The sequence below is a fragment of the Gemmatimonadota bacterium genome, from assembly GCA_026702745.1.
In the GTDB taxonomy this organism is placed as follows: domain Bacteria; phylum JAAXHH01; class JAAXHH01; order JAAXHH01; family JAAXHH01; genus JAAXHH01.
In genome coordinates this window covers 134756-148866 of the sequence record JAPPBT010000102.1, presented here as the reverse complement: position 1 = coordinate 148866, position 14111 = coordinate 134756, and the positions used below count along the sequence as shown (strand labels likewise).

Genomic DNA, 14111 nt, shown 5'->3' with positions numbered 1-14111 from the left:
GTGTCACACAATACGGGAGTCTCACCGACCAGCCGGAGAGTCCCTTAAGGAGTGCTTCATGGCGGATGTAGTCCTGAAGAACGTGGACAAGCAGTTCGATAAGAACACCGTGGTCCGTAACGTAAACCTGGAGATCAGGGACAGGGAGTTCGTGGTCCTCGTCGGCCCCTCGGGCTGTGGCAAGTCCACCACGCTCCGCATGATCGCCGGACTGGAGGAAGTGACTTCCGGCGAGATCCACATCGACGGGAAACGGGTGAACGACGTCCCGCCGAAGGACCGGGACATCGCCATGGTGTTCCAGAACTACGCGCTGTACCCCCACATGACGGTCTACGAGAACATGGCCTTCGGGCTCAAGCTGCGCAAGTATCCCCGCGCCGAGATCGAAGCGCGGGTCAACGAGACCGCCGGCATCCTGGGCATCGGCCATCTCCTCGCCCGCAAGCCGAAGGCGCTGTCGGGCGGCGAGCGTCAGCGCGTGGCCGTGGGCCGCGCCATCGTGCGCAAGCCCAAGGTGTTCCTCTTTGACGAGCCCCTCTCGAATCTGGACGCCAAGCTGCGCGTGCAGATGCGGACGGAGATCAGCAAGCTCCACAACAGCCTCGAAGCGACCATCGTCTACGTTACCCACGACCAGGTCGAAGCCATGACCATGGGCGACCGGATCGCCGTAATGAAAGACGGCGAGGTGCAGCAGGTCGCCGCGCCTCTCGAGCTTTACGAGAAACCGGCGAACCGGTTCGTCGCGGGCTTCATCGGCAGTCCGGGCATGAACTTCCTGGAGGGCAGGGTCGTATTCGACAACGGGCACGCGGCCTTCGACGAAGGCAGCCTCCGGCTTCCCGTTCCGGACGGGATGCAGGAGGCCCTGGCGCCCTGGCGGGACCGGGAGGTCACTTTCGGCATCCGTCCGGAGGACATCACTTCCGTGGATGCGAACAAGGACTGGAAGGATGCCCGTCAGATCAAGGCGACCGTCGAGGTGGTGGAACCCATGGGAAGCGAGACTTTTCTCTACATGACGACCGGCCGGTATCCGTTCATCGCCAGGGTGGACGCCTTCGTAGACCCCGCCATAAATACGGAACTGCCGCTCCTGGTGAACATGGCCAGGGCCCACTTCTTCTCACGGGAAGACGAAGTGGCGATCGTCTGACCGGCGTGCGACGGGCGCGGACTTCAACCTTGGAGGGCGCGGGTCAGCCCAGGTGGGCGCGGGTGTCAACCCGGGTGGGAGCTGTCAGCCCAGGTGGGCGCGTTTGGCGAGGAAGGTCAGCAAGGCCTGGTCGAATGGCGTGCCGGTATCTAGGCTGAGGTAGTCCGCGGCGTTCTCCCGGCAGACGCGGGTGTACAGTTCGTCCTGTTCCTTAAGGTCCCCCAGGTAGGCTTCACGGATCACGTGCGGGTGGGTATACACCTCTTCCCCGGTCTCCATGTCGCGGAAACGGGCGGGATGGCGGAATTCGAAATCCTTCTCGGCGGGATCCAGCAGGCGAAACACGATCACTTCATGTTTTCGATGGCGGAAATGCCGGATGCTGTCGACGATGTCCCCGGGTTCGTCGAACAGATCGGATATGATGATGATCAGCCCACGCCGCTTGATCCGTTCCGCCAGGGAGTGAAAAGTCGCCCGGCTTCGCGTTCCGGATCCGGACACCGCGGCGTGCAGCCGCTGCAGAATGATGTGCAGGTGGTTGCGGACCGATCGCGGGGGAACGTATTGCCTGATCCGCTCGTCGTACAGCACCAGGCCCACGGAGTCCTGCTGGCTCAGCATGAGGTAGGTGAGCGCGGCCGCCAGGTATCTCCCGTACTCCAGCTTGCTGATCCCCGTAGACACGAATTCCATCGACGCGCTGACGTCCAGGAAGATATAGGACTTCAGATTGGTTTCTTCTTCGTATTCCTTGATGTAGAACCGGTCTGACTTGGCGAAGACCTTCCAGTCGATGTGCTTGATGGGATCTCCCGGCATGTACTGCCGGTGTTCCGCGTATTCGACGCTGAACCCGTGGTAGGGACTGCTGTGCAGCCCGGCGATGAACCCTTCCACGACCAGCCGCGCCTTGAGATCCAGCCGGGCAAGCCGGGACACGGTCATCGGATCGAGGTATTTGCGGTATTCGGTCGAGTTCATGGTGTGCGGTCGAGCAGGCTGCCGAGCGTGCTGTCAAGCCTGCAGAAGGATCAGGCGCCCTTCGTCAGGATCAGGCGCTTTTGGTTTCATCCATCAGTTGCGTGATGATGTCATCGGCGGTGACCCCGTCTGCGTCGGCGTTGAAATTGGTCACGATGCGGTGCCTCAGCACGGGCAGCGCCAGGGCGCGCACGTCTTCCGGCGTGGGCGTATAGTTTCCCATAAGCACCGACCGGGCCTTTGCGCCCAGGATCAGATACTGGGAAGCCCGTGGTCCGGCGCCCCAACTGACCCTGTCGCGGATGAAAGGCGGGGCGTCCGGTTCGTTCGGACGGGTCATGCGCGCCAGTGAGACGGCGTACTCGACCACATGGTCCGCCACGGGCACTCTACGAATCAGCTGCTGCAGTTTCTTCACGTCGGTCCCCGTCAGGATATGTCCCGGCTCGGCTTCCTGAACGCTCGTCGTGCTCCGGGCGATTTCGATCTCTTCAGTCCGGGACGGATAATCCATGTAAATACTGAACATGAAGCGGTCCAACTGGGCCTCGGGCAGCGGATAGGTGCCTTCCTGCTCGATGGGGTTTTGCGTCGCCAGGACGAAAAACGGTTCGTCGAGCTTCATAGACTCGCCCGCGGCCGTCACTTCGTGTTCCTGCATCGCCTGCAGAAGGGCCGCCTGGGTCTTGGGCGGCGTACGGTTGACCTCGTCGGCCAGGATCACGTTCGCGAAAATCGGTCCGCGGATGAACTTGAACTCCCGGTGACCGGTCGTCCGGTCTTCTTCCAGGATTTCTGTTCCCGTGATGTCGGACGGCATCAGGTCCGGCGTGAACTGTATACGGCTGAACTTGAGATCGAGCGTCCTGGAAAGCGTGTTGATCAGCAGCGTCTTGGCCAGCCCCGGAACGCCGATCAGCAGGGCGTGGCCGTTAGCAAGGAGGACGGTCAGCAGTTGTTGGATCACGTCCTGCTGACCAATGATGACCTTGGCAATCTCTGTCCGTATATTTTCGCCCGCTTCTTTGAGTTCCTCTACAATTTTCAGATCGTCGTGCTGCTGTTCTTCACTCATAGGTCCATCCCTCGAAAAACGAATCCGTTTCTATCGCCGCGCGAAATAAGTATCCAATGTCCATATCCAGTGTCCGGCCCAATCCCACAGCCCTCGGAGTCCAGGCCTGTAAGCGCACCGATGCTGTGAAGATACGGCCTGTCAAGATACAGGAAGATTGGAAGTGCTTTCAAGGAGTTTAAGCGGCAGGCGGGGTCTCCTTTTGTGCTGTCCAGATCGACTCGAACTACAACTTCGCCAGTACTTTGACCAGGAGGTCCTTGATCTCCGCCACGTCCGTTTCAATCCGTTCCAGTCGCTGTTCCACGGCGTCGAGTCGCTGTTCCACGGCGTTGAGTCGCTGTTCCACGGCGTCGAGTCGCTGTTCCACGGCGTCGAGTCGCTGTTCCACGGCGTCGAACCTCCGGTCTACAGCTTCGAACCTCCGGTCAACGCACTCGTTCAGTGTGCTGATCTTCCTCGTTACTTCTATAGCAAAGAAGTTGAATTTGTTGACCACGTCTTGCTCAAACTTATTGGACCTTTCGGTCGTGTTTTGCTCAAAGGCCTCAAACCTCTTGTTTAAATCACCGTGAGTCAACATGGACGCCTCCTGTGTGCGCTATTCTAATGGGGTCAAGAACGTGCCTCTCACAGGATTAGTCGGCGCCATGGTGGAATTCTCGTGCACAGCAGAAGTTTTTGAGTCTTCAGATACCGAGCTGGGATCACCGAATCTGGTGTCCCGTCAAGCCTCAGGCTGATCCCACTTCGCACGCGGTCCGTCCACGTAATCCAGGAAACGGTCCGCGATGGCCGCTTCGTGCGTATCGCCGGTGTGTATGATGACGCGCCACCGGAAGGTTGTTTCCGTATCCGCTTCGCAGTGGTGGTCGTCCCAGACCATCCAGCAGTTCGCGGCGAACAGGCCATAGCCTCTCACGTGCCAGGCCGTGGGATAGCGGAGGTTGTCCGGGTGGTCGAACACGGCGAAGCCTGCGGTCTGCCTGGTCGACCCGGTCTCGCCGGTCGGTCTGGTCTCGCCCGTCTCGTCACCTACCGGGCCGCAGTAGCCCATCCAATGTGCCCGACGGGACCAGCAACCGGTCTCGTCGTCCGCGCCGTAGGCGTTGCGCATCCGGCCGTCGCCCGACGCGTTCATGGTGGGATTGACGCGGATGCTGAGGAACCCGCCCTCCTTCGTGGACCCGATCGTCACGGGACCGTGGTCGGTGATGAGCGTGAAGAGCACATCCAGTATCACGGCGTCGCGGCCGGTGTCGAAGAGACGGTACCACCGACGGTCGGACATGAGGGGCCGGTCTGCCTCGTACCAGGTGTTGCCCGTGGCGATCGTGAGCGAAAGGGGTCCCCGGTGGATGGACATTTCATCCTGGGCGGTACGCCCGAACCCGGGCCGGTCGAATTCACCCCAGCAATCCACGCCGTTGATGGCGCCCTGCATCAGGGTGAGTCCCCGCTGCCATGGGTGCTCCCCTTCGCTGTAAGCCGGCATGGGCTCCCTCAGCATGTTGACGCCGCCCGGCGTGAGGATGGGATTGATGAAGGGTTTGGGATACCCGGCACCGTGGTGGAAGGTCATGAACGGCGCACCGCCCAGTGACACTTCCACCCGGTCTTCACGGCATGCATGTTCGATGCCGCAGCGGGGCGCCTGGTCATCGACAGCGGTCGCATTCCAGGTTGCCACCTCGCCTGACTCCATGGACGGCAGGATAGCGTGATATATGGCGGACAGGGGATCCCGTTCGGCCAGAAGATTCGAACCGCCGCTCCCGGTCAGACGAAGCACCTGCGCGTCACATCCGTCAGGGGCCGGGATGGCAGCCAGTTGTGCCGCTCTGGACCGCGGTGAAGTCAGGGTGAGTTCCATGTGACCAATCGCTCCTGGTTTAGTTGATGAGATAAACCGTCTTGCACGCACTGGCTATATTACTTGAGTGTCGCGATCACGCGCTCGCGGACCAGGGCCCGTATGACGTCTCCGAAGGCGTCCAGCGTCAACGCGATATCCTCTTCGGTGTGGGCGGATGAGGTGACGCCTCCCGTGTAGGAGACCAGGTCGATGCCACGCGCGAGCAGCATCTTCTGGAAGGCGGAGACCACCGGAGCGGGGATCCCTTTAAGGACGTTCACGTCGTGGGAGACCAGTCTTTCACGGTCGGAGGTGCCACTTCCCGGAAAGGCCTCCAGGTATACGTGGAAGATGGACGCGTCGCCGTAGACGTAACCGGCCACGCCTTCCTCGCTGAGCATACCGTCCATGCCCTGGCGCAACTGCTCGGCCAGCCGGTTTGCCCGCTCCTGGGGCAGGCCGGTGGCTACGCGCTTCAAAGTGGCGATGCCGGCGGCGGTGGAGACCGGGTTGGCGTTGAAGGTCCCCAGGTGATGCACCCGTTCGTATCGGTCCCGGTGGGCGTCGCCGGTGTAGTCGAACACTTCCATGATTTCGGCGCGGCCCGCGAGCACACCACCGGGCATGCCGCCGGCCACGATCTTGCCGTGGAAGCTCAGGTCCGGCGTGATCCCGGCGTATTCCTGGTAGCCGCCCGGCGCGTAGCGGAATCCCGTAATGACCTCGTCGTAGACCAGGAGTACGCCGTGGTCCCGGGTCAGATCGCGAAGCCCCTCGTTGAAGGCCACGGTCAGGGGGCCGGTACCCCAGGACGCACCGGACGGCTCCAGCATTACGGCGGCGATGTCCCGGTCTTTCTCCAGCACTTCGGCGACGCGGCCTAAGTCCGCCGGAATGACTTCGATCGTATCGAGGACGGCCGGAGGGATGCCCGCCGAGACGGGTTCGTCGAAGGGGATCATGGCCCCTTTGCCCACACCGTCGTGCCATCCGCTGAAGTGTCCCTCGAAGCGCAGCACCCTGGTCTTGCCGGTGAAGGCTCGGGCAACGCGGAGCGCGAGCATGCTGCCCTCGGATCCCGAGTTCACGAAGCGCATGCGTTCCGCGCAGGGGACCAGCTTCTGGATCAGTTCGGCCCATTCCAGCTGCATCGGATGGTCGTTGCCGAAATGAAAACCCAGATCGAGGGCGTCGCCCATGGCCCGGCACACTTCCGGCGGCGCGTGCCCCAGCAGCAGGGCAGCGTTGCCCATGCCATAGTCGATGTATTCCCGGCCGTCCTCGTCCCACTTTCGTGAGCCTGCCGCACGGGAAATGTACAGCGGCAAGGGATGGCCTCTGCGCAGGTCGTGACCCACCCCGCCGGCCAGCGATTCCAGCGCACGCGCATACAGTTCCTCGGCCCTGGGGCGAGGCTTCCTGTGCGCTTCGAGCGATACATCACCCATGTGCAGTCCTCGCTTAACGCAAGCCTTCAATCAATGCCAGCGTGGCGTCGACGACCCGCCGCTCCGAATCGGGTTGGATGGCCGCGGGCATGCTGTAGGCCTGGAACAGCAAGTCGGGGACGCCGTACCAGCGCTTATGGATGTCCCAGCCGCCCGCCGGGAAATCCTCCGCCCTGGGCAGGTAGCATACGCATCCGTTGGTGTAGCCCATGGCCAGGGTCTGGGGGAACGGCGACCCGGCCTTGATCGCCAGTCCGGTTTCGAAAAAGGTCTCCGTGCTGTTCGCGGCCAGTACGATATCGTTGATCCGTATGGCCTGGACCACGACGTCGATCGAGGCGCCGCCGGTTTCGACGGCTTCGACGAGCCGGTCGCTCCAGTCCGTGAATCTCGTGGTTACGAGAAACTCCCATACCTCGCCGCCCCGTGCGCGGACTTTGGCCCTCGCCTCGTGGCATTCCGCCCTGATGGCCCGGGCCTCGTCGAGCGGCGGCAGGTCGATGAACCCGAGCGAAAGGGTTTGGTCCGCGGCGGCCAGGCACGTGCACGTCTCGCCGGTTACCGGTTCCCACGGCCAGACGGAAATGCGGGACAGCGATCCCATCTGCCGGCGCTCCCCGCGCTTCCGGTGGGTGTGGATGGCCGCGGCGGTCTTGACGACCTCAGCGCCCAGCGTGGCCCCGATGCGGTCTTTCTCGTCCCTGCAGTCGGCCTCCATGCTCAGGCCGCCCCGCGGCATGATGTTCCCGCCGCATCCCTGGAGAAAGAGCGAGAGTCCCCCCATAGCGTGCTCGACCACGTTCCTGGCCGCGCCCGGGAAATCCGGCGAAGACACCATGGACCGGGGTCCGACGGTCACCGGGTGGCAGCCGTAGGAAAACAACGTGGCGATGGGACGGCCTTCCAGGTCGTCCACGCGCACGACCCCCACGGCCGTGTCGGTAGGATGACCGGGTACTTCGCCGAGGAAGATCTCGCCGTCCGGATCGGTCTCCCGGCGGTATACCCCGATGCGGCAATCACCCCGCCCCGCGCCGATGCGTGCCGGGACCTTCCGTTCGTCGGCCTCCCGCGCCGCCTCTGTGATCCAACTGCACAGATCCTCCTGGTACTGGGACTGCAGCGCGATCTGTCCGGGTTCATCGGGGAACCACTCCGGCATGGCGGGCGAACTGTGGGTATGATTGAGATTGACCATGACGTGGGAGGAGGCGGTTCCCACTGCTTCGGCGATGCGCTCCCGCAGGGCGTTCACCACGGGCAGATCCATCCAACCCGTGTCCGTCGCGACGATCACGACCCTGGCCCTTCCGTCTGATAGGACCAGCGCCGTGGCCGTCAGATCGCTTCCGATCGACTGGACGAGTCCTTCCCGCGAACTGAAGCCGAAGGTCCGGATACCCAGTGGAGGGTTGATCACGCGCCGGGCGGCGCCGGCGTAGAGGTCGGGCATGTCGCGTTACACCGGCACGTGCGGCTGCATAAAGTCTTTCGTGAAGATGGTCTCCGTCAGGCAGTCGACCCGGTTGCAGTCGAACCACGTCATGTAAACAAATTCGATGGACAGGCAGCCCCGGTAGGCCAGTCCTTCGAGCCTTCTGGCGATGTCCACGAAATCGATGGTGTTCTCGTCGAGCCGGGACTGCAGTTTCCCGGGCCGCGCCGCACGGATGTGGAAATGATCGGTTCGGGCGAGAAGCGGGTGGATCCTTTCCTCGGGAATGTACTGCATGACGAAGTGCGAATAATCCAGGGTAACGGTGGCCTCCGGCGCTCGCTCCAGCAGGGCCAGCGCCCGTTCCGGCGTGTCGACGACGGATTGGACATGGGGTTCGAAGCGGACCGTGATGTCCCGTTCGCCGGCCAGATCGGTCAGGTCGTTCATGGCTTCGACGGCCGTATCGAGATTCTCCTCGAAGGCACGGCCCGGGTGGTGCGTACCCGGGCTGATCGTGAATCCCGGTATGCCGACGGCCTCGCAGAAGCGGATGATCCCCTCGAAGGAAGTCCTGTTCCGCTTCCGCACCGCTGGGTCCGGGGCGTTGAAGGACCGTTCGTCGAGGGATGCGCCGAACTGCGGAAAGAAATCGACGGCTTCGAGTTCGTATTTCGCCAGCAGTCGGTTGAGGCGGTTCGCGTGGCCCAGCGGGTCCGCACCCACTTCGTCCGGCTCCAGGCTGCATCGCCCCCGGTCGTGGAACCCGGCGATGTCCACGCCCTTGAAGCCGATGGCCCGGGCCAGCGCCAGCGTGCCCTCCAGGTCGAGGTACTCGAAGGAATGGTTGCTAACGGTCAGTCGCATCGGCAACTCCCAGCAGGTTGTTCCAGCATTTCCAACGTATCTGGCGCTCCTTGTAGTGATCGCTTTGTCCGACGCCGATGGGGTTGCCGAAAGACAGAACGTTCTTGGGATCGTCCCGTTTCCCGCCCCAGGCGGTGGGCACGTTCATGGCATCGGGATCGTGGTTCCAGGTCGGCGCACGGTTGTCCCGCACCCGCCTGAACAGGAACTTGATCATGTGGCGTTTGATGGATGTCCGATTGGCCGCGGTGCCGTGCCAGAGGTCATAGTGGGTCAGGGCGAAGGTCCCGGCCCTGACGACCATCGGCACCTGCCCGTGGATGTTGGTATAGGTGGCCATGCGGTCCGTAGGCGCGTTTCGGAACTGCGTGCCCGGGACGATGATCGTGGGTCCCATCTCCGAAGTGATGTCGGTAGGATAGAACAGCCCGAGGAGCCGGTCGATCCGGTTGTCCCGGCTATTGGTGCTGTCCTGGTGCCAGGACATGTGGCCGGTGTGCGGCTGCTTGCAGTGCCAGTGGCGATGGCCCTGCACCTCGTAGTCCTCGCCGAGCAGGCTGACGAGGGCGCCTTTCACCGCGGGATGCTCGACCGCCTGCCAGAGCTCGGGCACCTCCTCCGCGATGGCGTCGCCGGGATTGTGGTCCAGTTCGTCCAGCCGGCCGGCGATGCGCTCGTTGAGTCCCTCGGGAAGATCGAGTTCGAGCAGGTGATAGCCGTTCACGAGAAAGCCGACCATCTCCATATCCGTGAGCAGATGGGACTTATCCATCCCGGACCTCCTCCAGTTTCTGCAAGATGAACTCGTATCCCACGACGTCCAGGTCCCGGTCGTCGATAGGCGCCTGGAGATGGGGAAACTGCACGATATGCCACCCGTCGACGAGCGCGTCGTGCACGGTGTTGTAGGGCCAGTCGGGGACGTCCGCCGTGATCTCCGCCCGGTAGTCCTTGACGGGTTCAATGGGGGTACACCCCAGGATCTCGGAGAAAACGCTGGGCGTCCGCGCATGGAGGTACAGCAGCCGCTGCCTTACGCTCGAGTCGGAAGTTGAAGACATGTTGGCCTGGACAGTAAAAACAGCCGATCGGGTCAAGGGGGTGCTCGACGAAGTAAAATGACGAATCCGGACGCCGTGTCCAAGGGAATAATGCGGCCGGTTAATCGTTTGACAACGTATGCAGCAACCGGTACCGTTGGTTAAGACTCCCCGAACATTTTCATATAAAACAGACATGAGTACCCGGTCTCGATTCGATCTTCCATTTTTCGAAACCTGGTCCTCAGGCATCTAGTACGTGGTTATATTGGAGGCATGCCATGACACGCGCTACTACCGTACTGACTTTTCTGGCATTGTCGGCGTTCGCCTGCGGCGGAACCGACAACGCGCCTGAAGATGCCGCTCCCGAAACTACTGAAATGGCGGGTGGTCCATACCTTACTCATGATGAGTTTGTAAATCTGTTAAAAGAAGAGATTATGAGTGGTAAATTCGATGCCGGCGGTATAGTTGGGAGATCCGCTACCGTACCACCTGAAAGCGGAATAGAGAACGAAGGAACAGTTTGGTTGGAAGTACGGACCGTCAATGCCGTAATCGATACGGCCTGGGTGATTGCGTCGTCAGGATTCCCGGAGGTGGACGAGTTCGCGTTGAATCAAGTACTGAAGAGACCTCAGACACCGAAGATAGGCTGGGGAGATCCACCGTTAATGATGCATTTTACCGTAAAAGTTCCTGATGACAGTGACGGACAGAAAGAGTCATCCACCGAATTCGATACAGCGGAATTGGGCACCTTTTCTTTTCTGGTTACGATTCCGCCAGACTGTGACCTCAAGCACGAAGGAGATGTTCGGGCGGTGTTTCATGTGGTAGAATCGTTGACTGATACAGCATGGGTTGTCGAATCATCGGGATATCCGGAAGTAGATGAGTTTGCGATTGAATATATGATGAAGATACGTCACCCTAAGGACATGGTAGATGACTTGCTAAATGCGATGGTATTCGTAAGGCATCAGCCGTAGAATTCAACCATCCCCACCCCTTCCCGCCGCCCAGGTGGCGAAGTATTCGGGTGCCCAGCGCCTGGCTACGTGGAAATCGTGACGCTGACCGGCCGCAAGCGGAGGCGCCGTCTCCGCGTCGATCCAGGCCTCGATGCCGGCCAGTCCAGGGAACTCCAGGATCCAGGCGTAATCTCCGTGGTCGCTGGTGCCCAACAGCCGGAAGACCTCGCCGTGGATGAGGCCGTGGTCCCGGCTCACCTTCCGCATACGCCGCCACCTCTCTTCGTCGTGCTCATCGGAAACTCGCTGATCCCCGATCTCGTCGGATTCCGCGCCCCGGTACCGGCCGCCGAAAGCCAGCAGGACGATCGACGAATGATCGGCCGAAAGGGCCGGAATGATGTGCGGATCGGTGCCGGGGGTCACCGGCGGTTCGGCCTTGCGCGGCAGCCAGTTAAGGCACTCCGGTTGCCAGCGGCGGGCAAGGGTATAGTTGTAGTAACCGTAGCGTCCGTATGGCGGTTCCGCCTCGGCCGACATCCAGACCTCCGCGCCAGCGAGATCCGGAAACTCGATGGTCCAGAACCGCTCCCAGCTCACACGGGGCCCCAGCAGCCGGTATCCGTGGATGCCGATCAGGCCGTGACGGTCGGCAACCGACAGCATCAGGTCGACGTGCCGGCGCTCGTAGTCAGTCCGCCGGGCTTCGTCCAGCTGGTACCATTCCGGCAGACGACCCCCTCGAAAGAGAACGACTACGTTTTCGTCCCGCTCGGTCATGAAATCCCCCTTTCGGATTGGGTTGAAGTAGTGATCTGCGTAAATGCCCAACATGCAAATCCCGGAAACAACACACGCATCGGATTAGCACGGGACGACTGAAGCAGACGATGCCGGTATGACTGAAAATACAACCAGTACACCATAATACAAAGATCGTCGTGATGCAGGTCAGGCTCAACCCGACCTTGACACCAGCATAATTCACCGCTTCTTTTTTTGATGTAGATAGTTGCGATTTAAAATGGTTTCATAATCAGTAAAGCCGCAATGAACCGTTTTTCTCGGCATATAGCCCGGCGACTTCTGCAAGCGCTGGCAAAGCTTGAATTCGAAGACCTGATTCCTCACCGGTTGAAACGCCTGTCGCGGCGTTTCCTCGGTGTCGGATTCGTCTTGGCGGCCATGGTTCATCTGATCGTCAGTGGGACGGTTTACTGGTACAGGTTCCTGGAACCTACGGTCGAAGAACTGATAGAGCTGACGCCCTATCCTCCTTTCCTGGTCGAAGTACTCATCGAGGACACCCTCGTTACGGACGAGGTGGAAGTCGATAGCGAGGAACCGGACGAGGCGGCCAGTGATCCGCAAGAAGAGATCCTGGGGGCGGCCGGGGAAGAAGGCGCCGGGACGGAAGGCGGTGGGACGGAAGGCACCGAAGGCACGGTAGAATCCAGCGATGAAGCCATAAGCGAGGACGGTCCGGCACCCCTGGCCGTAGAAACGCCGCCGCCGGTGCTGGAGAGCGAGATGACGGAGATGGAAGAGGTCATCCCCGTCGAGGCACCTTCGCTTGCGGTGGACCGCGAAAGGTTGGAACCGGAAGCGTTCGTTTCAGCGGAAATTCCCCCGCCGACCGAGGTGCCCCTGCCAGCCGAAGCGCCCCCGCCGTCAGAGATAGACGAGTTGTCGGAGATGGAAGAGATCACGCCCATCGAGTTGCCGCCGCCCGTCTAGGAGAGCGCGATCGCGGAGGCGGAAGAAACCCCGACATTCGAAATGCCTGAACCCTTCGAAGAGATCGCGATTTCGGAACCCCACGAGATCACCTCTTTCGAAGTCCCTCCTCCGGTGGAGGACTTGGCCTTGTCGGAGGCCCACGAGGCCACGACGTTCGATGTCCCCGTGCCTGTTGATGATCTGGCCATATCGGAGGTCCACGAGGTCACGACGTTCGAACTGCCCGTTCCTATCGAAGAACTGGCAGTTTCGGAAGCGCACGAAATTACGACGTTCAACCTTCCCGTTCCCATTGAGGACCTGGCGATATCAGAACCCCACGAGGTCACTTCTTTCACCCTTCCGACGCCGATCGAAGATGTTGCGATATTGGAAGTTCACGAAGTCACAACCTTCAATCTGCCTACTCCGGTCGAGGTCAGTGAGATCTCCGAGGCTCACGAGGTCACGACCTTCAACCTTCCCACGCCCTTCGAGGAGGTTGCGTTGTCGGAAGCCCACGAGATCACTACCTTCAACCTCCCGTCGCCGATGGAGGTCGGCGATGTTTCCGAGGCCCACGAGGTCACGACCTTCAACTTGCCCTCACCAGTGGAGGCCAGCGTGATATCGGAGGTCCACGCGATCACTACGTTCGATCTTCCCTCACCGGTGGAAGCTTCCGAGATCTCAGGTACGCACGTGGTGAGGACCTTCGAACTGCCCACCCCGGTGGAAACTGCCGGCCTGTCCGGTACCCAACCAGTTACCACGTTTGCCCTCCCCTCACCGGTAGCAGCCACCGGGTTGACCGGTACCCACGCGATCGCGACGCCGGTGCCCCTGGGAAACGATGGTACGCTGGCCGGAGGAGGTATGGGTGAGTCGACGGGCAAAGGCGTATCCGGCGGCAGTTCCAGGGGGGGCGACACGGAAGGAATAGCCGAGTCAGGCGGAGAAGGAGATTCCAGACGCCTTGGGGCGGTAGACGGCGCTGACTCGGGCAGAAACAGCGGTTCCAATCGAGGCAGTGGTGCAGGTTCGGGCGGCGCAGGCTCAAGTGGCGACGGTTCCAGTGGCGACGGCTCAAAGGGCTCAGGCGACAGCGGGGACGGGTCCACGGGCTTCGCCGGTTCCAGCGAAGGTGAAGGATCCGGCAACGACGGCTCCCGCGGCGGCGCGATGGCCGAGTTAATTGGAGCGGTCGGCTCAGGGGGCGGCGCTGAAGGCGACGTGAGCGGTGCTTCCTCCGGTTTTCTGCGCTTCGATACGCCGCCTGTACCCCGGCGCGTGGACATCAGCATTTCCCGAAGTGAAATACCCGGTAACCTCCGGCATATCAGTGACAGTCTTGTGAGGTTCGAGCTGCTGATCAGCGAGGTGGGCGAAGTCAGTGAAGCGAAGATCGTCGAATCGACGGGCTACGACGAAATCGATGCATTACTGCTCGCGAAGATATACACATCCTGGTATCATCCAGCCACACTGAGAGGCAAGGCGGTCAAGGCCTGGATCGTCGTAGGTTATGGTTACCGGGTAGGCAAGTAGATAT

14 protein-coding genes are annotated in these 14111 nt (G+C 61.3%); 4 read left to right on the top strand and 10 right to left on the bottom strand.

The annotated features are described in order from the left end of the window. The first annotated feature begins 58 nt into the window (after positions 1-58). Entirely contained in the window at positions 59-1159 is a 1101-nt protein-coding gene (ugpC, locus tag OXH56_16930; GenBank protein ID MCY3556996.1) for a sn-glycerol-3-phosphate ABC transporter ATP-binding protein UgpC, read from the top strand. An 84-nt stretch (positions 1160-1243) separates the two neighbouring features. On the opposite strand, the gene OXH56_16925 is transcribed toward ugpC, so the two are convergent. The 9 genes from OXH56_16925 to OXH56_16885 all read right to left on the bottom strand — a co-directional run bounded on the left by OXH56_16925 (position 1244) and on the right by OXH56_16885 (position 9884). Continuing rightward, positions 1244-2143, bottom strand: a complete 900-nt coding sequence (locus OXH56_16925) for a DUF58 domain-containing protein (protein MCY3556995.1) — start codon at positions 2141-2143, stop codon at positions 1244-1246. A 70-nt stretch (positions 2144-2213) separates the two neighbouring features. Then, positions 2214-3218: a MoxR family ATPase gene (locus OXH56_16920; protein MCY3556994.1), complete on the bottom strand. Its 1005-nt coding sequence runs from the start codon at positions 3216-3218 to the stop codon at positions 2214-2216. A 226-nt stretch (positions 3219-3444) separates the two neighbouring features. Further along, positions 3445-3609, bottom strand: a complete 165-nt coding sequence (locus OXH56_16915) for a hypothetical protein (protein MCY3556993.1) — start codon at positions 3607-3609, stop codon at positions 3445-3447. A 336-nt stretch (positions 3610-3945) separates the two neighbouring features. Continuing rightward, a complete protein-coding gene (locus OXH56_16910; protein ID MCY3556992.1) occupies positions 3946-5091 on the bottom strand; it encodes a PmoA family protein in 1146 nt (381 codons plus the stop codon). Between the two features lie 59 nt (positions 5092-5150). Then, on the bottom strand, positions 5151-6521 hold the full coding sequence (locus tag OXH56_16905) for an aminotransferase class III-fold pyridoxal phosphate-dependent enzyme (protein ID MCY3556991.1): 1371 nt from the start codon (positions 6519-6521) through the stop codon (positions 5151-5153). Positions 6522-6534: 13 nt separating this feature from the next. Continuing rightward, a complete protein-coding gene (locus OXH56_16900; protein MCY3556990.1) occupies positions 6535-7974 on the bottom strand; it encodes a hypothetical protein in 1440 nt (479 codons plus the stop codon). Between the two features lie 6 nt (positions 7975-7980). Further along, positions 7981-8823 (bottom strand): sugar phosphate isomerase/epimerase, encoded by an 843-nt coding sequence (locus tag OXH56_16895; protein ID MCY3556989.1) that lies wholly within the window; start codon positions 8821-8823, stop codon positions 7981-7983. Next, positions 8807-9595, bottom strand: coding sequence for a phytanoyl-CoA dioxygenase family protein (locus tag OXH56_16890; protein ID MCY3556988.1), 789 nt, complete (start codon positions 9593-9595; stop codon positions 8807-8809). Before OXH56_16890 ends, OXH56_16895 begins: the two co-directional genes overlap by 17 nt. Further along, positions 9588-9884 (bottom strand): hypothetical protein, encoded by a 297-nt coding sequence (locus tag OXH56_16885; protein ID MCY3556987.1) that lies wholly within the window; start codon positions 9882-9884, stop codon positions 9588-9590. Before OXH56_16885 ends, OXH56_16890 begins: the two co-directional genes overlap by 8 nt. Positions 9885-10144: 260 nt before the next feature. Here OXH56_16885 and OXH56_16880 point away from each other — a divergent pair, with 260 nt between their 5' ends. Then, positions 10145-10858 carry a hypothetical protein gene (locus OXH56_16880; protein ID MCY3556986.1) on the top strand — a complete coding sequence of 238 codons (714 nt, stop codon included), beginning with the start codon at positions 10145-10147 and terminating at the stop codon, positions 10856-10858. A 3-nt stretch (positions 10859-10861) separates the two neighbouring features. On the opposite strand, the gene OXH56_16875 is transcribed toward OXH56_16880, so the two are convergent. Further along, positions 10862-11620 (bottom strand): hypothetical protein, encoded by a 759-nt coding sequence (locus OXH56_16875; GenBank protein MCY3556985.1) that lies wholly within the window; start codon positions 11618-11620, stop codon positions 10862-10864. 270 nt (positions 11621-11890) lie between these two features. Here OXH56_16875 and OXH56_16870 point away from each other — a divergent pair, with 270 nt between their 5' ends. Further along, positions 11891-12577, top strand: coding sequence for a hypothetical protein (locus tag OXH56_16870; protein MCY3556984.1), 687 nt, complete (start codon positions 11891-11893; stop codon positions 12575-12577). A gap of 42 nt (positions 12578-12619) precedes the next feature. Continuing rightward, a complete protein-coding gene (locus OXH56_16865; protein ID MCY3556983.1) occupies positions 12620-14107 on the top strand; it encodes a hypothetical protein in 1488 nt (495 codons plus the stop codon). Positions 14108-14111: the final 4 nt, after the last annotated feature.